The 22764-nt window shown below is 56.8% G+C and carries 22 protein-coding genes; 7 read left to right on the top strand and 15 right to left on the bottom strand.

The window, feature by feature from the left end; translation table 11 throughout:
• Positions 1-2: 2 nt before the first annotated feature.
• The 9 genes from BLU07_RS09050 to ccoN form a co-directional block, all read right to left on the bottom strand.
• Positions 3-776: a sulfite exporter TauE/SafE family protein gene (locus BLU07_RS09050; RefSeq protein WP_092386194.1), complete on the bottom strand. Its 774-nt coding sequence runs from the start codon at positions 774-776 to the stop codon at positions 3-5.
• The gene (gene ccoS / locus BLU07_RS09045; RefSeq protein WP_092386192.1) at positions 773-1033 is read right to left on the bottom strand and encodes a cbb3-type cytochrome oxidase assembly protein CcoS; all 261 of its coding nucleotides are present in this window, start codon (positions 1031-1033) and stop codon (positions 773-775) included. Before ccoS ends, BLU07_RS09050 begins: the two co-directional genes overlap by 4 nt.
• Positions 1030-3492 carry a heavy metal translocating P-type ATPase gene (locus BLU07_RS09040; RefSeq protein ID WP_092386190.1) on the bottom strand — a complete coding sequence of 821 codons (2463 nt, stop codon included), beginning with the start codon at positions 3490-3492 and terminating at the stop codon, positions 1030-1032. The genes ccoS and BLU07_RS09040 overlap by 4 nt, the downstream gene beginning before the upstream one ends.
• Before the next feature lie 3 nt (positions 3493-3495).
• Positions 3496-4011, bottom strand: a complete 516-nt coding sequence (locus BLU07_RS09035; RefSeq protein WP_092386188.1) for a FixH family protein — start codon at positions 4009-4011, stop codon at positions 3496-3498.
• Between the two features lie 3 nt (positions 4012-4014).
• Positions 4015-5427 (bottom strand): cytochrome c oxidase accessory protein CcoG, encoded by a 1413-nt coding sequence (gene ccoG, locus BLU07_RS09030; protein ID WP_092386186.1) that lies wholly within the window; start codon positions 5425-5427, stop codon positions 4015-4017.
• Between the two features lie 122 nt (positions 5428-5549).
• Complete coding sequence (ccoP, locus tag BLU07_RS09025; protein WP_092386184.1) at positions 5550-6437, bottom strand: cytochrome-c oxidase, cbb3-type subunit III; 888 nt, start codon at positions 6435-6437, stop codon at positions 5550-5552.
• Entirely contained in the window at positions 6434-6631 is a 198-nt protein-coding gene (locus BLU07_RS09020; RefSeq protein WP_092386182.1) for a cbb3-type cytochrome oxidase subunit 3, read from the bottom strand. Before BLU07_RS09020 ends, ccoP begins: the two co-directional genes overlap by 4 nt.
• A gap of 5 nt (positions 6632-6636) precedes the next feature.
• Positions 6637-7248 carry a cytochrome-c oxidase, cbb3-type subunit II gene (ccoO, locus tag BLU07_RS09015; protein ID WP_092386180.1) on the bottom strand — a complete coding sequence of 204 codons (612 nt, stop codon included), beginning with the start codon at positions 7246-7248 and terminating at the stop codon, positions 6637-6639.
• Between the two features lie 10 nt (positions 7249-7258).
• Positions 7259-8686 (bottom strand): cytochrome-c oxidase, cbb3-type subunit I, encoded by a 1428-nt coding sequence (gene ccoN / locus BLU07_RS09010; RefSeq protein WP_092386178.1) that lies wholly within the window; start codon positions 8684-8686, stop codon positions 7259-7261.
• A 348-nt stretch (positions 8687-9034) separates the two neighbouring features.
• On the opposite strand from ccoN, the gene BLU07_RS09005 reads away from it, so the two are divergent.
• Positions 9035-9649, top strand: a complete 615-nt coding sequence (locus BLU07_RS09005; protein WP_092386176.1) for an alpha/beta fold hydrolase — start codon at positions 9035-9037, stop codon at positions 9647-9649.
• A gap of 6 nt (positions 9650-9655) precedes the next feature.
• Here BLU07_RS09005 and BLU07_RS09000 read toward each other — a convergent pair whose 3' ends face one another.
• From BLU07_RS09000 to BLU07_RS08990, 3 genes are all read right to left on the bottom strand, one after another.
• The gene (locus tag BLU07_RS09000) at positions 9656-11362 is read right to left on the bottom strand and encodes a methyl-accepting chemotaxis protein (RefSeq protein ID WP_157719161.1); all 1707 of its coding nucleotides are present in this window, start codon (positions 11360-11362) and stop codon (positions 9656-9658) included.
• A 123-nt stretch (positions 11363-11485) separates the two neighbouring features.
• Positions 11486-12766, bottom strand: coding sequence for a TRAP transporter large permease (locus BLU07_RS08995; protein WP_092386172.1), 1281 nt, complete (start codon positions 12764-12766; stop codon positions 11486-11488).
• Positions 12767-12787: 21 nt separating this feature from the next.
• The gene (locus BLU07_RS08990) at positions 12788-13372 is read right to left on the bottom strand and encodes a TRAP transporter small permease (protein WP_092386170.1); all 585 of its coding nucleotides are present in this window, start codon (positions 13370-13372) and stop codon (positions 12788-12790) included.
• Positions 13373-13501: 129 nt separating this feature from the next.
• Here BLU07_RS08990 and dctP point away from each other — a divergent pair, with 129 nt between their 5' ends.
• The 3 genes from dctP (at position 13502) to dcd (ending at position 16688) form a co-directional block, all read left to right on the top strand.
• Positions 13502-14686: a TRAP transporter substrate-binding protein DctP gene (gene dctP / locus BLU07_RS08985; protein WP_092386168.1), complete on the top strand. Its 1185-nt coding sequence runs from the start codon at positions 13502-13504 to the stop codon at positions 14684-14686.
• A 178-nt stretch (positions 14687-14864) separates the two neighbouring features.
• Positions 14865-15959 (top strand): iron-sulfur cluster carrier protein ApbC, encoded by a 1095-nt coding sequence (gene apbC / locus BLU07_RS08980; protein WP_092386166.1) that lies wholly within the window; start codon positions 14865-14867, stop codon positions 15957-15959.
• A gap of 162 nt (positions 15960-16121) precedes the next feature.
• On the top strand, positions 16122-16688 hold the full coding sequence (gene dcd / locus BLU07_RS08975) for a dCTP deaminase (protein ID WP_092386164.1): 567 nt from the start codon (positions 16122-16124) through the stop codon (positions 16686-16688).
• 39 nt (positions 16689-16727) lie between these two features.
• Here dcd and BLU07_RS08970 read toward each other — a convergent pair whose 3' ends face one another.
• Both BLU07_RS08970 and BLU07_RS08965 read right to left on the bottom strand, forming a co-directional pair.
• Positions 16728-17123, bottom strand: a complete 396-nt coding sequence (locus BLU07_RS08970) for a PA2817 family protein (protein WP_092386162.1) — start codon at positions 17121-17123, stop codon at positions 16728-16730.
• An 83-nt stretch (positions 17124-17206) separates the two neighbouring features.
• Positions 17207-19699 carry an acyl-CoA dehydrogenase gene (locus tag BLU07_RS08965; RefSeq protein WP_092389722.1) on the bottom strand — a complete coding sequence of 831 codons (2493 nt, stop codon included), beginning with the start codon at positions 19697-19699 and terminating at the stop codon, positions 17207-17209.
• Between the two features lie 121 nt (positions 19700-19820).
• Here BLU07_RS08965 and BLU07_RS08960 point away from each other — a divergent pair, with 121 nt between their 5' ends.
• Genes BLU07_RS08960 through queF form a run of 3 tightly spaced genes read left to right on the top strand, consistent with a single transcriptional unit; the run spans position 19821 to position 22386 of the window.
• Positions 19821-20762, top strand: a complete 942-nt coding sequence (locus BLU07_RS08960; RefSeq protein ID WP_092386160.1) for an ABC transporter ATP-binding protein — start codon at positions 19821-19823, stop codon at positions 20760-20762.
• Positions 20762-21538, top strand: coding sequence for an ABC transporter permease (locus tag BLU07_RS08955; protein ID WP_092386158.1), 777 nt, complete (start codon positions 20762-20764; stop codon positions 21536-21538). Before BLU07_RS08960 ends, BLU07_RS08955 begins: the two co-directional genes overlap by 1 nt.
• A gap of 11 nt (positions 21539-21549) precedes the next feature.
• Positions 21550-22386: an NADPH-dependent 7-cyano-7-deazaguanine reductase QueF gene (gene queF / locus BLU07_RS08950; protein ID WP_092386156.1), complete on the top strand. Its 837-nt coding sequence runs from the start codon at positions 21550-21552 to the stop codon at positions 22384-22386.
• Between the two features lie 49 nt (positions 22387-22435).
• Here queF and BLU07_RS08945 read toward each other — a convergent pair whose 3' ends face one another.
• On the bottom strand, positions 22436-22714 hold the full coding sequence (locus tag BLU07_RS08945; protein ID WP_092386154.1) for a DUF4404 family protein: 279 nt from the start codon (positions 22712-22714) through the stop codon (positions 22436-22438).
• Between the last annotated feature and the right edge of the window lie 50 nt (positions 22715-22764).

The raw sequence follows: 22764 nt of genomic DNA, 5'->3' as shown, positions 1-22764 counted from the left end.
GCTCAGTGTAGGCGGTCGCTTTGTTCCGGGCCTTGATGTGGATCAAATGCGGGTGCAGGTTGGTCGTTGTGAGTCTGGCCGGTACTGTGACCCATCAACCAGGCTTTGTGCGGGCCGGGCAGGGTCCAGATACCAAAAAGAATGACCAGCAGTGCGGCAGTAATGCGGACTCTGCGCAATCGCAGCAACGCGAGTAGACGTTCCGCAGCCACACCTGTCGCCAGCAAGGTTGGCAGGGTGCCAACCCCGAACGCCAGCATCAGCAGCGCGGATTGGCCAGCGTGCCCCTGACTGCTGGCCCATATCAGGGTGCTGTAGACCAGGCCGCAAGGCAGCCAGCCCCACAGCGCTCCAACAACCAATGCCCGCGGGGCGCTGGTGATTGGCAGCATCCGGCTGGCGAGGGGCTGGATATGCCGCCAGAGGCCTTTGCCAAGGCGTTCCACATAGGTCAGCCCGGCCCACCAGTTGGCGAGATAGAGGCCCATGGCGATCATCATCAAACCGGCCACCGTGCGCAGGCTGCGGCCCAGCCCGATATCTTGCGCCAGCCAGCCCAGGCCACCCAGCAAGGCGCCGGCAAGGGTGTAGCTGGCTATCCTGCCCAGGTTGTAGCCAAGCAGGACGCGCCAGAGAACCCAGCCCTTGCGCTGATCGGCTGGAATCGCCAGCGTCATGGCCCCCATCAGCCCGCCGCACATGCCGATACAGTGGCCGCCCCCCAGCAAACCCAGTGCCAGGGCGGTCAACAGCAAGGGGATCAGATCAGTGCTCATCCGGCTTTGTGTTCTTTGTTGTCACCTGCGGGCGGAGCATCAGGTGCAGGCGTCTGGCTGCTGGAAGGCTGTTCTTTGGCCGTTTGCTCTTCGGGCTGCGCCGCCAGGTGGGCCGGGTCGTCATCATCAAACAGAATGCTGTGTGCCGGCCCTTCCAGATCGTCATATTGACCGGTATTCACCGCCCAGTTGAACACTACTACGGCAATGATGACCAGCAACAGGGCAATCGGTACCAGAATATACAGAATGGTCATGTGACTTGCTCCTGCCAGCGCCTTTGGCTCTGGTTGTCGCGCGGTTTTTGGTGATCGCCCAGGCGCAGCAGACGCAGGGCATTCAACACCACCAGCAAGGAGCTGGCAGACATACCCAATGCTGCAATCGCCGGGGTAACCATGCCCAAGGCTGCCAACGGCAGAATACAGGCATTGTAGGTGCTGGCCCAGAACAGGTTCTGAATCATGATTCGCCGGGTACGCCTGGCGGCGTTGAGGGCTTGCAGCAAAACGTGCAAATGACTGCTGAGCAAAACCGCATCGGCACTGGTTTTAGCCAGATCGGATGCCTCTCCCATGGCAATCGAGATATTGGCACTGGCCAGTACGGGGACGTCATTGACGCCATCCCCGAGCATCAGCACCTGTTTGCCCGCAGCCTGACATTGCTGCACGAAAGCCAGTTTGTCATCCGGACTGGCATTGCCGATGGCCTGCTCGATACCCAGCGTATCTGCCATGCGGTCTACAATCTGTTGGTGATCACCTGAGAGCAGTATGACTTGCAAGCCGCGTGCTTTTAGCCCCTGTACCAGATCAGCGGCATCCTGGCGCAGGCGGTCGTTGAGCACAAACCAGCCCAGCGGACCCTGCGTATCACCGAGTAACAGCCATTGCCCCGGCTGATCCGGAAGGGCCGGGGCAGGGTAGTCACCGAGCTTGGCAACAAAGGCAGGCTTGCCAATGCGCAAGGTGCGTCCCTCACACTGGCCTTCCAGCCCCTGGCCCGGCACATTGGTAATATCGCTTGCCACCTCCATGCTGCGACCGAAAGCACGGGCAATCGGGTGTTCAGAGCGGGCTTCGAGCATTCGTGCCCAACGCAGCAGCTGGTCTTCCGGCCATTGATTCAGCGTGTCGATGCGTTCAAGCGTCATGCGACCTTCGGTCAGGGTGCCGGTCTTGTCGAGGATCACCGTATCGATCTGGTTAAGCCCCTCAAGCACATGGCCACGGGTCACCAACAGACCGAGTTTGTGCAGGCTGCCGGTAGCCGTTGTCAGGGCTGTGGGCGCTGCCAGCGACAAGGCACAGGGACAGGTGGCAACCAGCATGGCGATGACGATCCAGAACGCGGTATCCAGATTGGCCTGCCACCACCAGAGTCCACCGATGATGACGGCGGCACTGAGCACCACAATGAGGAAATAGTGGGCGACCGCATCGGCCAGCATGCCGAGGCGTGGCTTGTCACTCTGGGCCCGTTCAAGCAGGCGTACAATGGCTGACAGTCGGGTTTCTTCACCGATGAACTCGACCCGAAGACGCAGGGGGCCTTCAACATTCAGGGTGCCACCAGTAACCCGGTCACCCGTTGATTTGGTCAGCGGAAGATACTCGCCGGAGAGAGCGGATTCATCAACGCTGCTGCGGCCCTGAATGATCTCACCATCAGCCGGAATGCATTCGCCCGGTTTGACCTCGAGAATATCACCGGCTTGCACTTCGCTGAGCATTACCCGCCGGGGCTGACCATTGCGGTCGATGCGCACGGCGGATGGGGGCAGCAGATTGACCAGTCGCGCGGTGCTTTCCATGGTGCGCTGACGTGCGCGACGCTCCAGATATCGCCCGGCCAGCAGAAACAGGGCAAACATGCTGACCGAGTCAAAATAGATGTCTCCGGTGTTGCTGACCGTAGCCCAGATACCGGCAAGATACGTCCCGCCGATCGCCAGGGATACCGACACATCCATGGTCAGGCGGCGGGTTTTCAGGTCGCGTAATGCGCCCTGAAAGAAGGGCACGCAGCTGTAGAAAACCACCGGGGTAGTCATGATCAGGCTGACCCAGCGCAACAGTGTTTCCATCGCCGGGGTGATGTCCTGATTGAACTCGGGAGACAGCGCCATGGTGGCCATCATCACTTGCATGAACATCAGCCCGGCGAGGCCAAGGCGACGCAGGTAACGGCGGTTTTCTTCGGCCATATGCAAGGCGGCGCGGTCGTCTTGGTAAGGATGCGCTGTATATCCTATGCGCTTGAGCTCGCCGAGCAGGGCAGATGGCTGGATGTGGGCAGGATCCCAGACCAGTGTCAGCCGGTGATTGCTCAGATTCAGGCGTGCTTCCTTGACCCCGGGTAATTTACCCAGACGTTGTTCAATCAACCAGCCACAGGCAGCACAGGTGATGCCTTCGACCAGAAGTTGCAGTTGCTGGAAGTCACCGTCGGACTTGATAAAGCGTTCTTGCACTTCGGCCCGATCCAGCAGGGCCAGTTCTTCTTCCAGAACCCTGGGCAGCGCTTCCGGGTTGGCGGCGTTTTCCGTGCGGTGCTGGTAGAAGGATTCCAGACCGCCGGCCACGATGGCATCGGCCACCGCTTCGCAGCCCGGGCAACACATGGGGCGCGCCTGACCGAGGATCCGGGATTGCCAGGGCGCTCCGGCTGGAACCGGCTCGCCGCAGTGATAGCAGGGCAGCGGAAAGGTCATGGTTTAGCGGGCAACGAGCTCGTAACGCTCGCCGAGTTGAATGTGTTTCTCATCAGTCAGACGCCAGCCATCGTTACCCACGCGTTGGGGATCGCTCAGATCAATATACATGCGACCTTCAACGCCGGTATCCAGTTGCCCCCGGTACTGATTGCCACTGATACGGGTAAGTAACGATTTGCGGTCCTTGTGAGCCTGGGTCGGAGCAATCAGATCCAGCTGCAGAGTTTCCGGCAGAGGCTCCAGCCCGCCATCGAGGGTCAGGCTTATTTCACCTGTTATATCATCAATGCTGAAGTCGGCCCGCAAGCTCAACTCGCGGGCCATTTGATCCCGTCCCAGGTGCATGTTGATGGCTCGACCCTCGCGGTAGTAGTTGTCGCGCACCATGGAGTCCTGGTTGGCTATGGCGATAAACAACAACCCGAGACCGATCACAACGGCAAAGGCGAGGATACCGATCAGGAACCAGGGCCAGAATTGCTTGTACCAGGGTGGGATACTGTCTTGCGTATGCATGCTTTACCTGAGTGTTGGGCCCATGAAGCGGCTGTCGACGGTGGCGTTGATCTCGCTGTCGTCATTGGCCTCGACATGGAAGCGAATGGGAATATTGGTTCCTTCCATGTAAACAGGATCCAATTGTACGTTAACCGGAATCTGCAAAGAACTGCTCGGCTCGACGGTCAGGCGGTCAGCAGGCAGCTCAAGGTGCAGTTGCGGATGGCCGTCGACTTCAAGTTGATAGCTGGCTTCAGCATTGGTGCGGTTATTGATCCGGATAATGTACACGTTTTCAATCATGCCACTGCGCGTTTCGCGGTACAGCACATTGCGGTCACGTTGCACGTCCATGCTGACCTGGGCGAGGTTGCTGAGTGTGACCACAAACAGCCCGATCATGATGGCCAGTGCAGCGCCATAACCCAGCAGGCGCGGGCGCAACAGTTTGGTTTCCTGGCCTTCCAGGCTGTGCTCTGTGGTATAGCGAATCAGGCCGCGCGGATAGTTCATTTTGTCCATTACCTGGTCGCAGGCATCGACACAGGCGGCGCAACCGATGCATTCATATTGCAGGCCCTTGCGAATGTCGATCCCGGTTGGACAGACCTGCACGCAGATATTGCAATCGATGCAGTCGCCCAGGCCCTGGGCGCGAGGGTCACTGCCACGCTTGCGCGAGCCACGTGGTTCGCCACGGGCTTCGTCGTAGGACACAATCAGGGTGTCCTTGTCGAACATCACGCTCTGAAAACGGGCGTAAGGGCACATGTATATGCACACCTGCTCACGCATCCAGCCGGCATTCAGATAGGTTGCAGCAGTAAAGAAAAATACCCAGAACAAGGCCCAGCCGGATACCTGGAAAGTCCCTATGTCGACGACCAGTTCCCGGATTGGCATGAAGTAGCCAACGAAGGTGATCGCTGTGGCCAGGGCTACTGTGAGCCAGATTGCATGCTTGGCTGACTTTCGCTTCAGCTTGTCCAGGCTCCAGGGCTGTTTGTCCAGCTTCATGCGCTTGTTGCGTTCACCTTCGGTAACTCGCTCGGCCCACATGTAGATCCAGGTCCACACGGTTTGCGGACAGGTGTAACCACACCATACGCGGCCGGCAAATACGGTAATGAAGAAAAGTCCGAAAGCGCAAATGATCAGCAAGAACGACAGCAGGAAAAAATCCTGCGGTTGAAAGGTGGCGCCGAATACGTGGAACTGGCGTGCTGGCAGGTCGAACAACACTGCCTGGCGACCTTCCCATTTCAGCCAGACGGTACCGAAGTACATGAGAAACAGAAAGCCGACGCCCAGTAGACGAACATTCTTGAACAGTCCCTGATAGGAGCGGACATAAATGGGGTCGCGTTTGGCGTAGAGGTCAAAGGTTTTGACCGCGTCTGCAGAAACATCCTTGAGTGGGATTTTATCGCTCATGATTATCAGGCCATGACTTCAGGGAAGGGGGGAGCCCGGCCGGGAGGCGGGCTAGCTCTTGCACATACTCAGGATAGTATGTGCAAGAGTGTCGCGCCATGCGACTTGCCGTCGCAGCAGGCTTACTCGGCGTCTTCGGAAAGGCTGAGTACGTAGGCAGTCAGAATGTGAATGCGATCGTCACCCAGGTGAGCCTGGGCTGGCATGTGACCGTTGCGGCCATAGCGCAGGGTGTGCTGAACCTGTGTCATGGTCGAGCCATACAGCCAGGTATCATTGGTCAGGTTGGGAGCACCCAGCATCGGGTTGCCTTTGCCTTCCGGACCATGGCAAGCGGAACAAACGCTCTGGAAGTGCTGGCGACCAGCATCAAGATCAACGTTCTCGGTTTCCAGCCCGGACAGATGGCGTACGTAGCCGGCTGTATTGCGGATACCATCGTCTCCCAATACCTGTTGCCAGGCGGGCATGGCTGCCTGACGACCGCGCTCCAGCGTAGTACGAATCTGGTCCGGCGAACCGCCCCAGATCCAGTCGCTGTCGGCCAGACTGGGGAAGCCAAAGGAGCCTCGGGCATCTGAACCGTGGCACACTGAACAGTTGGTCGCAAACAGGCGTTGACCAATGCGCAGGGCTTCGTCGTCCTGGGCAACCTCTTCTACCGGCATGTCGGCGAAACGGGCAAAGATGGGGGCAAACTGCTCTTCAGCGCGCTCAACTTCCGCTTCGTACTGGGTGATCTGGGTCCAGCCGCGCAGGCCGGGGAACTTGCCCAGACCTGGATACAGCGCCAGATAGATAACCCCGAATACAATGGTGGCGATAAACAGCATGAACCACCAGCGCGGCAGCGGGTTATCGTATTCTTCAATACCGTCGAAATTATGGCCTACGGTTTCTTCGGTAGTATTCGACCGTTGGCCCTTTCGCGTGGCAAAAATCAGCCACACGATAAGCGCCAGGTTGGTTACAGTCAGGAAAATGATGTAACCGCTCCAGAAATTAGTCATTCGTTATTACTCCTGGTGTCTTGCTGCTCACGGGACACATCCTTGCGCTTTTCCTCCGGATCATCGGCGAAGGGCAAGTTGGCCGCTTCGTCAAAATCCTTCTTTTTGTAGGAGCTGTAGGCCCACAATGTGATGCCGATGAATGCCAGCAGTACAAAGAGGGTCGAAATTCCGCGCAATGTATTGATGTCCATAATAGTTACCGACGATCAGAGAGAACTGTGCCCAGGTGCTGCAGGTAGGCAATGACGGCGTCCATTTCGCTGACTCCGTCAACTGCTTCCTGTGCACCGGCAATGTCTTCATCCGTGTATGGGACACCCAGAGTGCGCAGGACTTCCATCTTGCGCGCGGTGTGGCGGCCATCCAGGTCATTGTTCTGCAGCCAGGGGTAGGCTGGCATGATGGACTCGGGTACGACGTCACGCGGGTTGATCAGGTGGGCGCGATGCCAGTCATCGGAATAACGACCGCCAACACGGGCCAGATCAGGACCGGTACGCTTTGAGCCCCAAAGGAAGTTGTGTTCCCAGACGAATTCACCGGCAACCGAGTAGTGACCATAGCGTTCGGTCTCGGCGCGGAACGGCCGGACCATCTGTGAATGACAGCCAACGCAGCCTTCACGGATATAGATGTCACGGCCTTCCAGCTCAAGGGCAGTGTAAGGACGCAACCCCTCTACGGGTTCCGTGGTTTCCGGCTGGAAGAACAGAGGCACGATCTGGGTCAGGCCACCAAAGCTGATGGCGACGACGATCAGTACCACCAGCAGGCCCATGTTTTTTTCTACGATTTCATGACTTTTCATTTCTTGCTCCTCAGGCCATCTGACCAGCAGCTTGAACTTCAGCCGGCTTGGACAGACGCACGGTGCGCCATACGTTGTAAGCCATCAGGAACATCCCGATGAGGAACAGCAGGCCGCCGAGTGCGCGCACGTAATAGCCGGGTTCACTGGCAACAACCGCTTCAACGAAGGAGTAGGTCAGAGTGCCGTCAACATTGACTGCTCGCCACATCAAGCCCTGGGTGATGCCGTTGACCCACATGGATACGATGTAGAGCACGGTGCCGATGGTGGATAGCCAGAAGTGCGCATTGATCAGGCCAACGCTGTACATGTCTACGCGGCCGAACACGCGTGGAATCAGGTGGTACAGCGAGCCGATAGAGATCATGGCAACCCAGCCGAGTGCGCCGGCATGGACGTGACCAATTGTCCAGTCAGTGTAATGCGAGAGCGCATTAACCGTTTTGATCGACATCATCGGACCTTCGAAGGTGGACATGCCATAGAAAGCCAGAGACACGACCAGGAAGCGCAGGATGGGATCGGTACGCAGTTTGTGCCAGGCACCTGACAGCGTCATCATGCCGTTGATCATGCCGCCCCATGAGGGTGCCAACAGAATCAGGGACATGATCATGCCCAGCGACTGAGCCCAGTCCGGCAGAGCGGTATAGTGCAGGTGGTGCGGGCCGGCCCAGATGTAGATCGAGATCAGTGCCCAGAAGTGCACGATCGACAGGCGATAGGAGTAGATCGGGCGCTCGGCCTGCTTGGGTACAAAGTAGTACATCATCCCCAGGAAGCCGGCGGTCAGGAAGAAGCCTACCGCGTTATGACCATACCACCACTGCACCATGGCATCTGTTGCGCCAGCGTACATTGAGTAGGATTTGGTCAGCGTAACCGGAATCGCCATGCTGTTGACAATATGCAACACAGCCACGGTGATGATGAAAGCACCGAGGAACCAGTTGCCCACATAGATGTGCTTCATCTTGCGCTTCATGATGGTGCCGAAGAACACCAGTCCATAGCTTACCCATACCAGCGCGATCAGGATGTCGATCGGCCATTCCAGCTCGGCATATTCTTTGCTGCTGGTCAGCCCGAGCGGCAGGGTTACAGCGGCCAGAACAATAACCGCTTGCCAGCCCCAGAAGGTGAAGGCAGCCAGTTTGTCCGAGATCAGCCGGGCCTGTGAGGTACGCTGAACAATGTAGTACGAGGTTGCAAACAGGGCGCAGCCACCAAAGGCGAAAACGACCGCGTTCGTATGCAAGGGCCGCAGTCGACCAAAACTGGTCCACGGCAAGTCAAGGTTGAGTTGTGGCCAGACAAGCTGTGCCGCGATTAGTACGCCTACGGCCATACCTACAATGCCCCAGACCACCGTCATGATGGCAAACTGGCGCACTACTTTGTAGTTATAGGCTGTTTCTGTAGTAGCTGTGCTCATGCGAGATTCCATGGATAGCTATGAGTTTAAGGGGGATTCAAAGCGGGGCAAGTATGAGCAATGGAGACCTTGTTTGCAATGACACATGTCAATGAAAACCAAGGTTTTACAAGGCTCTGGCAAGCCACTTTCTGCCACGTTTTGTCAACCGGTATACACGATTTACGGCATGGCGCAGTCAAGGATTTCACCCCTTGTGGTCTGCTCTGGCGGCTGGGGTTAGTTAAAGGGTAGACAGCTGCGTGTTGAAAGTGAAGTGCAGCATGGGTGCTAGTGCTGTGGCATGATGTCGCAGTGCTTCTATTCTGTGCCCCTTCACCCTCAAGCCTTATTGCTGGAGTCTAGACGATGCTGCAACATCCTGCCGGTTCCACTCGTCTGGCTACGCTGGTGTTGGCGCATGGTGCAGGGGCGCCGATGGATAGCCCCTATATGGAGTTATTGGCCGCCCATTTGCTGTCAGAGGGGTTGAGTGTACTGCGTTTCGAGTTCCCCTATATGGCCGAGCGTCGTAACGGTGGGCGCAAACGTCCACCAAATCCGATGCCGCGGCTGGAGGAGGCTTTTCGTCAGCAGCTGGACGGGGTGGCCGGGCCGGCATTACTGGGCGGAAAATCCATGGGGGGTCGGGTTGCCAGCCATATTCTTGAACATTCCGATGCGCTTGGCGCCATTGCCTTTGGCTATCCGTTCCATCCCCCCGGCAAGCCGGAACGCTTGCGCACAGAGCATTTACAACAGCAGGGAAAACCGATTCTGATCGTGCAGGGGACCCGTGATCCGTTTGGGCGCGAGCATGAGGTGGCAGGCTATGGTCTGGCGGATAGCGTCGAGGTGCGCTGGTTGCATGATGGCGAGCATGATCTGCGCCCGACCAAGGCGTCCGGGCGCTCTCAGGAAGACTTGATCGCAGCTGCAGCCGTCGAGGCGGGCCTTTTTGCCCGCCGATTGCTGCGGCAATGAAGGGCGTTATTGCAAGCCCAATACCTTGGGATGCACCCCGGCGGCCAATGCGCCCCAGCGTTTACCCTTGACGAAGAGCGGGGTAAAGATGACAAAAAATACAGTATTGGTGCCTGGAAGAACAAAGGTTCCCATGCTGATAAAGCTGCACTTGCGCAGGTTTTCCAGTTCGGCATCAGTCTTGATCGAGAAGATCTTGTAGTTGCTCTGCATGGCGTCCACGCGTGGATCGCCAGTTGGCGGCTTGGAGGAGGCCGAGCGACTGGTCGGTAAATATCCATGATCGTTGACCGGCGACATATAAATGATGCCGTCCTTGCCATTTTGATCCCAGGAGTCCAGCAAGGGCCGAATTTTGCCGATGGCTGCATCCGCCCAGCTGACCTCGTGTTTTTGAGGTTTGGTGTTGGGTATCGGGGTGAAGTGATTGTCAAACAGATTGACCCCTTGATCGGCCAGATCATCGAGTTCACGCTCCATGATCTGGCGTCGCTCGAGCAAGAGCGCGTTGACGTGTTCGAGGTGGCCTTCGCCGAGCCGGAAGCGGCACAAGGCCTGTAGAACCTCATTGGTACCATCGCGCATGCGGTCGGCCTGGGCAAAAGTATCCTGCATGTGTTGACCGATGGTCAGGCTCAGGTCACGGATGGCGCTGCCATGCTGGTGGGTTTCCTGATTGGTCACGGTTAGCTGTTCCAGTGCACTGGTGACCATCAACAGATCATCATTGGTTTGCTGAAAGTCGCTGACCATTCCTTCAAACTGATCGGCAGCAGTGCTTACTGCTGCGCTGGCCTGGTCAGCCTGCTGCAGTATGTTGTGTGTTTGCTGGTCGGCACCCGACATGGCCTTGATCATTTGTTCAATCAATTGGCTGATCTTTTCGGCGGCACTACCAACTTTGATGGACAGGTTGCGGACTTCATCGGCGACCACGGCAAAACCACGACCCTGTTCACCAGCCCGGGCAGCTTCGATGGCAGCATTAAGCGCCAGCATGTTGGTCTGGGCAGAAAAATCCTGCACCGTGGTGAGAATGTCGCGGATCTGGTTGGAGGTGCTGTCCAGCGCCTGTATGTTCTCCTTGAAACTACCCATTACCTGGTTGATCTGAGCCATTTGCTCGCGTGCATCGCCCAGCTGCTGGCTGGATGAGCGGGCGATTTCGAGGTTGTGGCTGTTTGAGCTGGTAATGTTGGTAGCCCGGCTGGATATGTCCTGCAAGGCATTGTTGGTTTGTTCGCTGGCCTGAAAAATCAGCTCCGACAGGCTATGTTGTTGTTTGGCTTCCTGGGCAGCCTGCTCCGCCAGCAAGCGGCTGCTGCCCGACGAGATGGCAATGGCCAGACTTTGCCGCTGAAACGCGGAAAACATGTCACGCAGCCGTTCGCTCAACTGATCGTAGGCCTTGACCAGTTCATCATCGCTTTGCTGATCATCTGCGGACAGGTCCAGTTGTTCGCCGTTGGCCTTCAACAGGCGTTGCAGCAAGCGAGTGCTGTCACCACCGCTGCCTTGTTGCAGGTGCCAGGCAAGGCCAAGCACGATGACCCCGAGCACCAGACCGATCAGTTGCCAGATATGACTGAGTTGCCAGAGCACCAGAGCCAACAGAGCTAGCTGGCAGGCAAACAGGCTGATTGTTGCCGGGCGCACGCGGAAACGCCTTGGCTGTGAGGCATGCGCAACGTCGACGACTTGACTGACTGGCATAAGGTCCCCCTGGGTGGCCCATATGGGCATTATTATTGTCACGCGCCGAAGCAGAGCCGGCTCATACTGGTTGTCGGCTGCAGCGTCGCTTTATTTAGGATGTCAATTTAGCATTAAACTTTGTCAGCTGGCCAATGATGGTAACCAGAGAGAAATCTGCGGGAACAGGATAAGCAGTACCGTGGCAAACAAGAGTATGGCAATAAAGGGTGGCGTACCCTTGATGACATCAAAATAGGGTCGACGGAATACTGCCATGGCGGTAAAGATGTCGCAGCCAAAGGGTGGCGTAGCCGAGCCGATGGCAGCCTGCAGGGTGACGATTACCCCGACATGAATCGGATCAAGTCCGGACGCCTCTACTGCAGGTTTGAACAGCGGTGTGAGGATCAGAATGACGACAATTGGATCGACAAACATGCAGCCAATAAAAAAGGCGACGGCGATCAGGGTCAGCACCAGCACCTGGCTGTCACCAATCGTTTCAATCACCGGGCCGAGCAGTGCTTGCGGAATGCCGGCAAAGGAAATTGTGTAGGTGAAGGCATTGCCAGCGGCGACGAGAATGAATACCACGCCGGTAATCAACCCGGTGGATATGGCGACATCCCACAGTTCACTGATTTTTACCGCACGCAGGATGACCACTTCCAGTATCAGCGCATAGAGTACGGCGATCGCAGCTGCTTCGGTCGGACTGAATGCGCCGAGATAAATGCCGCCAACGACCACCAGGGGGAAGCCCAGCGGCAATAACGCGCGCTTGAGTGCTCGTAGACGCAGCATCCAGCCCACTCTGACTTCGGGCTCTATGCCCATGCGAATAGAAGCAATCCAGCAATAAACGGAGAACAGGACAAGTAGCAGGAGGCCAGGCAGTATGCCGGCAATAAACAAGGCACCGATCGAGGCCCCTGACACCACACCATAAATGATCATGCCGATACTGGGCGGAATCAACAGGGCAATGTCACTGGCGTTGATGATCAGCGCCAGACTGAAGGAATCCTTGTAGCCCTTTTCCAGTAATTTGGGGCGCATCGGCCCGCCCATGGCTACGACGGTGGCCTGGGTGGAGCCCGAAACAGCCCCGAACAGGGTACAACTGGCGGCAGTGGTGATAGGTAAGCCGCCGCGCAGGTGACCGACAAAACTCTGCACCAAATCGAGTAAACGGTTGGCCGTATGTCCGCGCGTCATCAGGTCAGCAGCAAAAATGAACAGTGGTACGGCAGCCAATGCCCAGGCCTGGACGCCGCTGATCATCTGGCCCATCAACAGGCCGACATTGTCCATGCCGATTATCAGAAAGAAGACCAGCAGGCTGGCAACCAGAAGCGGCACCATCATCGGGAAACCGAGTAGCAGTAGCACCACCATGACGACAATGATCCAGGTCAGCATGCTATTTCAGTTCCCTTGTGTTCATAGCCCTGTGTTGCCGTCATTCGGCACCTCGTCATAAGCCTCCAGCTCCGAGAAAGAACGGTAGAGCTGATCGGAGGTCAGATTTCGCAGTGCCGTCAGCCAGTACTGGATACCTGCAAGGGCAAAGCCGATGGGAGCGATCAGGTAGGGAATCCATAGTGGAATCGACAATGCCGATGAGGTGCGCCCACGACCTTGCAGGGTGCTGACATAATCCCAGGCATGCCAGGAAAAATAGAACAACAGCGCACCGGTACTCAGGGAAATCGTTACCAGCAGCATTTTGCGCGGCAGACCCTTGAGCTGATCGTAAAAGGCGGACATGCAGATGTGACGCGCCCTGCGTACCGCATAACTGAGGCCGGCAAAGGTCATGATGACCATGCTGATCTGGGTGAGTTCGACCTGGCCGGTAACACCGTTGCCAAATACCTGGCGGCCAATCACATGGATGATCAGCAGGCCGGCAAGAAACAACACGCTGCAACCGAGAATCGACTTCTCGATCTGTTCGATAATACGGTCGAGCAAGGCTGCTGCCCCGACCAGCAGGCGCTTTGTCTGCAGTATGGCTGCAGGCATGACCACTCCTTGTTGAATGACTCCCTGATTCAACATACCCCATAGCGCCAGCCTTTGCACGGAATGGACAGCTGGGTTTCATGTGTTAAGGTTAATTTGTTATTACGAACAATTGAAAAGGAGCGTTCCATGAAATGGCGTAATGGCTGTATCGGTCTGGCAGCTGCAGTAATGCTGGCAGCGTGTGGCTCGGATGAACCCGAAGTCACTACCACGACGGATCCGGCAGAACCTGAGGCGATGGAAACAGTAACCTGGGGTTTTGCCATCGAAGAGATCGAAGGCAGTGTGCAGTATGAATATGCAGCTCACTTTGCCGAGCTGGTCAACCAGAAGACCGACGGTGAAGTGGATGTGCGCATCTATACCTATGGTCAACTGGGTGGGCTGACCGACATCTACGATCAGGTGCAGTCTGGTGCCGTAGACTTTGCATTTGGTTCCGGTTTCCTCGGCGGTACGGTGCCTGAGTCGCAGCTGTTCAGCCTCAACTTCGTGTTGACTGATGACGAGTGGACCAACGCGCAAGTGCTCAATGATCCGGCGTTTCGCAAACATCCCGATCTGCTCGATTCTTTCCGTGAGCGTGATTTGCATCCGCTGGCTGTCGTGCCGGAAGGCTGGCAGGTATGGAGTGCCAACCAGGAAATTCGTACTCCAGAGGAGTTTGCCGGGGTAGCTATTCGTACCATGGATAACCGCCTGCTGCGCGAAACTTACCAGGCTTACGGTGCCGACCCGACCACCATGGAATACGGCGAGCTGTTCAGCGGTATGCAACTGGGTCAGATCGACGGCAACATCCAGCCGGTATTCGCGCATCAGGAGATGGACTTTTATCAGGTACAGGATTATCTGATTTTTGCCAATCAGGCGCAGTTTATCGCCACTTTCATGGCCAACAAGGATTTTTATGATGGTCTGAGTGACGAGCACAAGACTGTTATCGAAGAAGCCGTTGAAGCATTGGTGCCCTACATCCATGCCGTTCAGACCGAACTGAACAACGAGCGTCTGGATATCATCACCGAGAACAGTGACATTGAACTGGTTTACCTGACGGCTGAAGAGCGTGAAGCCTTCCGCGAGCGGAGTCTGCCGGTGCGTGACACTTTCGCCGAGATGGTGGGTGAGCGCGGTACTCGTCTGATGCAGGTGCTGCTGGACATGGTGGATGAGGCGCAGGAATCCACGTCTGACAACGTTGAGTCCGCAGCTGAAGATGCCATGGATGAAGCAGAAGACGCTGCCGAGGCGGCAGCAGACGAAGCTGAGTCTCTTGCCGACGATGCGGCGGAAACCATGACCGAGTGAACCTTTGAATCAGTAACCGGCATGCAGTGATCAAGTGCCGGATGAGATGACAACACACCGCAATTGCGGTGTGTTGTCGTTTTGCAGCAAAGAAAACCCGGTATCGCCTTGCGTTGCCGCAGGCAGGCAGTAGGATAGCCGTCTGATGTTTTTCCAGGCCAGATGCCGGAGCTAGCAAATGAATATGATCGAGCACTCAGCCGTGGAAGCGGCGCTGAAAAATTACCGTGACCCATACCTGAACACCGACCTGATCAGTGCCGGTTGCTTGCGCGAGTTGCAGATTGAGCAGGATCAGGTGCGTGTCGAGCTGGAGCTGGGTTACGCAGCCAACAGCCTGTGCCCCGGTATTGGCCAGATGTTGCAGGTGGCCGTTGAAGCTGTCCCCGGCGTCGCATCCGCCATTGTCAACGTGCGATGCGTGGTAGCGCGGGCGCCAGTGCAGGGCTCACTGGCAGGTATGGACAAGGTGCGTAATATTATCGCGGTGGCCTCGGGCAAAGGTGGGGTGGGCAAATCCACTACTGCCGTCAATCTGGCCCTGGCTTTGCATCGGGAAGGCGCCCGGGTTGGTGTCCTGGATGCGGACATATACGGCCCCAGCATGGGGTTGATGCTGGGTTTGCCTGAAGGTACCCGCCCTGAAGTGCGTGATGAGAAGTGGTTCGTACCACCAACAGCCCACGGCATACAGGTGATGTCCATGGCTTTTCTGCTGGATGACAACACGCCAGCGGTTTGGCGCGGCCCCATGGTGTCCGGCGCGCTCTTGCAGTTGCTGACCCAGACGCATTGGGATGAGCTGGATTACCTGGTGGTGGATATGCCGCCGGGCACTGGTGATATCCAACTGACCCTGGCACAGAAAGTACCGGTGAGCGGTGCGGTGATTGTCACCACCCCCCAGGATCTGGCCTTGCTGGATGCGAAGAAAGGCATCGAAATGTTCCACAAGGTGCATATTCCGGTGCTGGGTGTGGTCGAGAATATGGCTGTGCACATTTGCTCGAATTGTGGCCATGCCGAACATCTGTTTGGTGCCGGTGGCGGCGAAAAGCTCGCCGAGCAATATGGTGTCGACCTGTTGGCCTCTATGCCGTTGTCGATGATGATTCGCGAACAGTCGGATGGCGGAACACCTACGGTGATTGCCGAGCCAGAGTGCCAGATCAGCATGCTCTATCAGGATATTGCCCGGCATGTCGGGGCGCGATTGGCTGAGCGTGCGAATGATGATGCCGGTGGGCCGCAGATCAGTATCAGTGATGACTGATCAGGCCTGGGTTTCGCTGTTGCGCCGCTGGTGGGCTTCGTGAGCGCTTGAAGCCTGAACCCGGTTCCTTGAGGGGGAGGGCAGCATTCTGCAACAGGGCTTTTGCCGCTGCACATTACCCGTTAACATGCACGCACTTTTTTCTTCGAGCAGGACTGCCCCATGAGCATCAAATCAGACCGTTGGATACGTCGCATGTCCCAGGAACAGGGCATGATTGAACCTTATGTCGAGCGTCAGGTGCGCGGCGCCGAGGGCGATCGGGTGATTTCCTATGGGGTGTCCAGCTACGGTTATGACGTGCGCTGTGCCGATGAATTCAAGGTGTTTACCAATATTCATTCGGCAACCGTAGACCCCAAGCATTTCGATGAAAACAGCTTCGTCGATATCAAGAGTGATGTCTGCATCATTCCACCGAACTCTTTTGCCCTGGCACGCACCGTCGAATATTTCCGTATTCCGCGCAATGTGCTGACTATTTGTCTGGGCAAAAGCACCTATGCCCGGTGCGGTATTATAGTCAACGTCACGCCGCTGGAACCGGAATGGGAAGGGCATGTGACGCTGGAATTTTCCAACACCACGACCTTGCCGGCAAAAATCTATGCCAACGAAGGCGTGGCGCAGATGCTGTTCTTCGAATCTGATGAGCCCTGTGAAATATCCTACCGCGACCGTGGGGGCAAGTATCAGGGGCAGCGCGGAGTCACCCTGCCTCGCGCGTGACAGTTCATGTTATGTTGCCTTCTGAGCCCGGAGCCGGGCTCAGAAGGCTGCTTGCCGCGCTGATACCCAGTCAAAGTCTTCGCCTCTATCCAGTGCCTCTGCTTGCAGCTCATCGAGCTGCTGGTATTTGACAATCTCTTCGTCCGGCATGAAATGCAGGCAGTCGCCACCGAAATACCACAGCAGGTCACGTGGAATCAGTTGGGCGATCTGTGGGTAGCGACTGATGATCTGGCAGATGATGTCCTGCCCCTTGTAGAGGCTGTCCTGCTCGCCTTGCTCAAGTTGTTCGATCAATTCCTCGAAGCGTTCGAAAAACAGTTGATTGCTTTCCTCGGGCACCTGCTCCATCAGCATGGCTTGCGCGCGCAGGGTATCGAACAGGCTTTTCAGCAGGGCGAGGTGGTAGTCGTGATAGCTGAGGGTGACGGGCATGGTGTCGCAGCTCCGGTTGATTGCCGTAAGCGCGCATTCTAACAGACCGCGGATCGCCGGGGCGATCCGCGACCGGGGTGGGTTTACTCGGCTGGTGTTACGGCCGGTTTCTTCTTGCCGCGGGGTTTGGACGCGGCACTTTTGCTCGCCGCAGGCTGCATTGACTCAGGAGAAAAGTCATCAACCGCGATGACTGCTTCACGAGCGGCACGAGCCTGACGCACTTTTTCGGCTTCCTGGGCGGTCACGACACCGCTCTCGGCAGCCATTGCCAGCTCGTCATGACCCGGTTCCACGTTCAATTCGCCTTTGTGAATGGCTTTGGCGATGCGAACTTCCAGGGGATCGGTGGTCATGATCAATTCCAGCGTGTGGTTGAGCAGGCCAGTGACATCGTCGGCGTCCTTGCTGACATAGCAGCCTTCCAGCAGGCGATCCCGAGCGGCACCCGGAGTCATCAGGCGACGGGCGACTTCGGCCCCAATACGATCTGCCGGTGGGCTCAGGCGACGGCCCAGCGGGAAAATGATCGGGCGCAGCAGCCAGCCAATCCGGCGATCGGGAAAGTTGAGCAAGGTTTCATGCATTGCCTGCTCGGTTTTTGCCAACAGGTCTTCGACACCCCAGCGTACGAACGGCAGGTCTTCCTCGGGGCGGCCCTGGTCTTCGTAATGCTTGAGCGTGGCGCTGGCCAGATACAGGTTGCTGAGCACATCACCCAGGCGGGCAGAAATGCGTTCACGGCGCTTCAGCTCGCCACCCAGGATCAACATGCTGGTATCAGTCAGGGTGGCAAAGGCGGCAGCCAGCCGACTCAGTTGTCGATAATAGCGACGGGTGTCGGCATGTTCCGGAACTTTCGCCAGTCGACCACCGGTCAGGCCCAGCAGCAGGCTGCCAGCAGCGTTGCCAACAGCAAAGCCAATGTGCTCGAACAGTAGTTGATCGAATTGCTGCAAGGCCTTGCCGCTGTCTTTTTCCTGGGTCAACTGCATTTCGCGCAGCACGAAGGGATGGCAGCGTATGGCGCCTTGACCAAAGATCATCATGTTGCGGGTGAGGATATTGGCCCCTTCCACCGTGATCGAGATCGGTACCGACTGGTAACCCCGCCCCAGGTAGTTTTTCGGCCCCATGCAAATACCTTTGCCGCCATGAACGTCCATGGCGTCATTCACGCATTCACGCATGCGTTCGGTCAGGTGGTACTTGACCACAGCCGAGAGTACCGAGGGCTTTTCACCCAGATCGACTGCGCCAGCGGTCATGGTACGCGTGGCATCCATCACATAAGTATTGCCGCCGATCCGCGCCAGGGCTTCCTGGATGCCCTCGAATTCACCAATCGGCATATTGAACTGACGGCGGATGCGCGCATAGGCGCCAGTTGTCATACTGGTCATCTTGGCGGCACCGGTACCCCCGGCCGGCAAGGAAATTGACCGGCCGACCGAGAGGCAATTCATCAGCATCTTCCAGCCCTGACCGATCATGTCCTGGCCGCCAATCAGGTAGTCCATCGGAATGAACACATCCTTGCCCGAGTTGGGACCATTCATAAAGGCGGCATTCAGCGGGAAATGACGACGGCCGATTTCGACCCCGGGTGTTTCGGTCGGAATCAGTGCCAGCGTAATTCCCAGCTCTTCTTCGTCGCCCAGCAGATGCTCTGGATCAAAGGCCTTGAAGGCCAGACCCAGTACCGTAGCCACTGGCCCCAGAGTGATGTAGCGCTTCTCCCAGGTCACTTTCAGACCAATGACCTCTTCACCCTGCCATTGACCCTTGCAGATAACCCCTTTGTCCGGCATCGCTCCGGCATCCGAGCCCGCTTCGGCAGACGTCAGTGCAAAGCAGGGAACATCCTGGCCCTTGGACAAGCGTGGCAGATAATGGTCTTTCTGCGCATCGGTACCGTATTGCATCAGCAACTCCGCCGGCCCCAGTGAGTTGGGTACCATGACGGTCGAGCCAAGGTCACCGCTGCGGCTGGCCAGTTTCATTGCAATCTGTGAATGGGCATAGGCGGAAAACCCTTTGCCACCGTATTCCTTGGGAATGATCAGACCGAAGAATCCGTTGGACTTGATGAAATTCCACATGTCTTCAGTCAGGTCCTGACGTTCCGTGGTGATCTCCCACTCGTCAGTCATCCGGCAAAGGTCTTCCACCGGGCCATCGAGAAAAGCCTTCTCTTCATCCGTAAGTACCGGCTGGGGTATGCTGTGCAGCTTGTTCCAGTCAGGACGGCCGCTGAACAGGTCGCCATCCCACCATACAGTGCCGGCATCCAGCGCTTCCTGTTCGGTGTCCGACAAGGGGGGCAGCACTTTCTTGAACCACTGGAACAGGGGAGCACTGATACTGCGCCGCCGCCATTCAGTCAGGTTCAGGGGGACGGCGATGCCGAGGAAAACCACCCACAGCAGCAGGGTAATAACCCAATGCACCGGACTGACCAGAGTCAGCACGACAAGGTAGACAGCTGTTGCCAGGCTGCCGTTAAGCAGGCCGCTACGATAGTAGGCAAGGGCGGCAACACAGAGAATCAGGCCGAGCAGCCAGAGTAGGGTCAACATTTAACACTCCTGGTTGTAGTTGATGGCACTCTCGTACAGCATAGCTGGTTTTTCGTCGGGCTTGAATTTACCTGTCGGGCCCCCATTGTTAACTCCTATTTCGTGGTAAGGATTCGGCATGACGGCAGCAATTCGTATTCGCGGGCTGGAAAAAGTCTATGGCAATGGTTTTTCGGCGCTGAAAGGTATCGACCTGGAGGTGCAGCAGGGCGACTTTTTCGCCTTGCTGGGCCCGAACGGGGCTGGCAAGTCGACTACCATCGGGATCCTCTGCTCGCTGGTCAACAAGACCCGTGGTGAGGTTGAGGTATTCGGGCACAATCTTGATCGTGAGTTGATGGCGGCCAAGCACTGCATCGGCGTCGTGCCTCAGGAGTTCAATTTCAGTCAGTTTGAAAAATGCATGGATATCCTGATCAATCAGGCGGGCTACTACGGTATCCCCCTGGCCCGTGCCCGCGAGCGTGCCGAGCATTACCTCAGACGACTTGGCTTGTGGGACAAGCGGGATGTGCCTTCTCGCATGCTTTCCGGGGGCATGAAACGTCGCCTGATGATCGCCCGGGCGCTGATCCACGAGCCCAGGTTGTTGATCCTGGATGAGCCGACTGCGGGTGTGGATATCGAGATACGTCGTTCGATGTGGGAGTTTCTGCAGGAGATCAATGCCCAGGGCATCACCATCATTCTCACCACCCATTACCTCGAAGAAGCCGAACAGCTGTGTCGCAACATCGCCATTATCGACCAGGGCAATATCATCTATAACACCAGCATGAAGGCGCTTCTGAAAGAACTGCACGTCGAGACTTTCCTGCTCGACTGCCGTGACGACCTGCCTGCCGGTTTCGGTCTGGCCGATTATCCCTTCGAACTGGTTGACGCGCACACTCTGGCGGTACAGGTCGACAAGAACCAGGGTATGAATGCGCTGTTTACCGAGCTGGACAATCAGGGGGTGCAGGTCATGAGTCTGCGCAATCGCAGCAATCGCCTCGAGGAGTTGTTTCTCTCGCTGGTTGATGAAAATGCGCGCAAAATCAAACAAGGGGAGGCGTAATGATGTACTGGCGTACCAGCTGGATTGCCTTCACCACTATCCTGCACAAGGAAATCCGCCGGTTTACCCGGATCTGGCCGCAAACGCTGCTGCCTCCGGGTATCACCATGGCGCTGTATTTCGTGATTTTCGGCAATTTGATCGGCCGGCGTATCGGCGACATGGACGGTTTGCCCTATATCGATTTCATTGTGCCGGGCCTGATCATGATGGCTGTTATTACCAACAGCTACTCCAACGTGGTATCAAGCTTCTTCAGTACCAAATTCCAGCGCTCGATCGAGGAGTTGATGGTGGCCCCGGTGTCGCCGCATGTCATCCTGCTGGGTTATGTGTTTGGCGGTGTGGCCCGAGGCCTGGCGGTCGGCCTGATTGTTACCCTGATGTCGCTCCTGTTTACCCGTTTGCAGGTTGATAATATTCTGTTGACTGTGACGGTGGTGTTCTTGACGTCGCTGGTGTTTGCCCTGGGTGGTTTTATCAATGCCGTATTTGCTCGCACCTTTGATGATATTGCGATTATCCCGACCTTTGTACTGACGCCGTTGACCTACCTGGGCGGGGTGTTCTATTCGATCAGCATGCTGCCGGAGTTCTGGCAGAAAGTGAGCCTGATCAATCCCATTCTGCATATGGTCAATGCCTTTCGTTATGGCATTCTCGGCGTGTCGGATATCGGTATCGGCGTTGCATTGACCCTGATGCTCATCTTTACTGGTTTGCTCTACAGCATCAGTTACTGGCTGCTGGTGCGTGGCATCGGCATGCGTCAATAGAGGGTATTTGCATGGATCAACATCCGGCCGAACAATCGCCACTGGGCAAGTCCAGTGACTATGTCAGTGTCTACACGCCTTCATTGCTGTTTCCCATCGCGCGGGCGCCGAAGTGGGCCGAGCTGGGTTTGCAACCTGAACAGTTGCCCTTTAATGGCGCCGACATCTGGAATTGCTACGAATTATCCTGGCTGACGCCATCCGGCAAGCCGGCCGTCGCTGCGGTGGAGTTCGTGTTTCCGCTAAAGGCGGCGCGGATCGTCGAATCCAAATCGTTCAAGCTGTACCTTAACTCTTTCAATCAAACGGTATTCAGTGATCGCGCGGATGTGGTGCGCACGCTGGAATCGGATCTGAGCGTTGCCGCTCAAGGCCCGGTCATGGTGCACCTGTCGGGCATGGACGTCTTGCTGCAGGAGGGGGTCGGCAAGCTTCAAGGACGCTGCCTGGATGATCTGGATGTGTCGATCAATGAATATCACTACAACCCTGAGCTGCTTCGACTGGCAGACAGTGGCCTGAACGTAGCGGAAAGTCTGTACAGCCACCTGCTCAAATCCAATTGCCCGGTGACCGGCCAGCCCGACTGGGCCAGTGTCCAGATAGATTATCGTGGCCCGGCACTCGATCAGGAGGCTTTGCTGTGCTACCTGATCTCATTCCGGCAGCATGCAGATTTTCATGAGCAATGTGTCGAGCGGATTTTTGTTGATCTGCTGCGGGTACTGGGGCAGGGCGCCGAATTGACTGTATATGCGCGCTATTTGCGCCGTGGCGGGCTGGATATCAATCCTTGGCGATCGACGCAGCCTGGTATGCCGAAAAATCTGCGCCTGGCGCGTCAGTAAGCGGTTACACCAGAATCCATCGCGGGCCCTGCAACGGGCCCGCAGTCGCTCAAATGCCCATGTTTGACAGTGTCTGCATAATGTTGCGCAAGGTGCCAGTCAGACGCGGGTGTTCGGCTTCAAAACGCTCGACCATCAAATGCACCCCATCAACCAGGGTCGGGTCGGCCTCCAGCTCTTCCTGCGCCTCGACAGCCAGCAAGCGAGCCTGCAGGCTGTCGGCCACGTCTTGCAAGGCTTTGCGTTCTTCATCCGTCAGGGGGCTTTCCACTTCATCCAGGGTGTTTTGCAGCGATTCAAGTTGCGACTTGAGGCGTTGTGCAGACATTGCATGCTCCAGGCAGATAGGTTGTACTTACTATAACCGAGCTGTATCCC

The sequence above is a fragment of the Halopseudomonas salegens genome, from assembly GCF_900105655.1.
Taxonomy (GTDB): domain Bacteria; phylum Pseudomonadota; class Gammaproteobacteria; order Pseudomonadales; family Pseudomonadaceae; genus Halopseudomonas; species Halopseudomonas salegens.
This window is presented reverse-complemented; position numbering and strand designations above follow the sequence as displayed.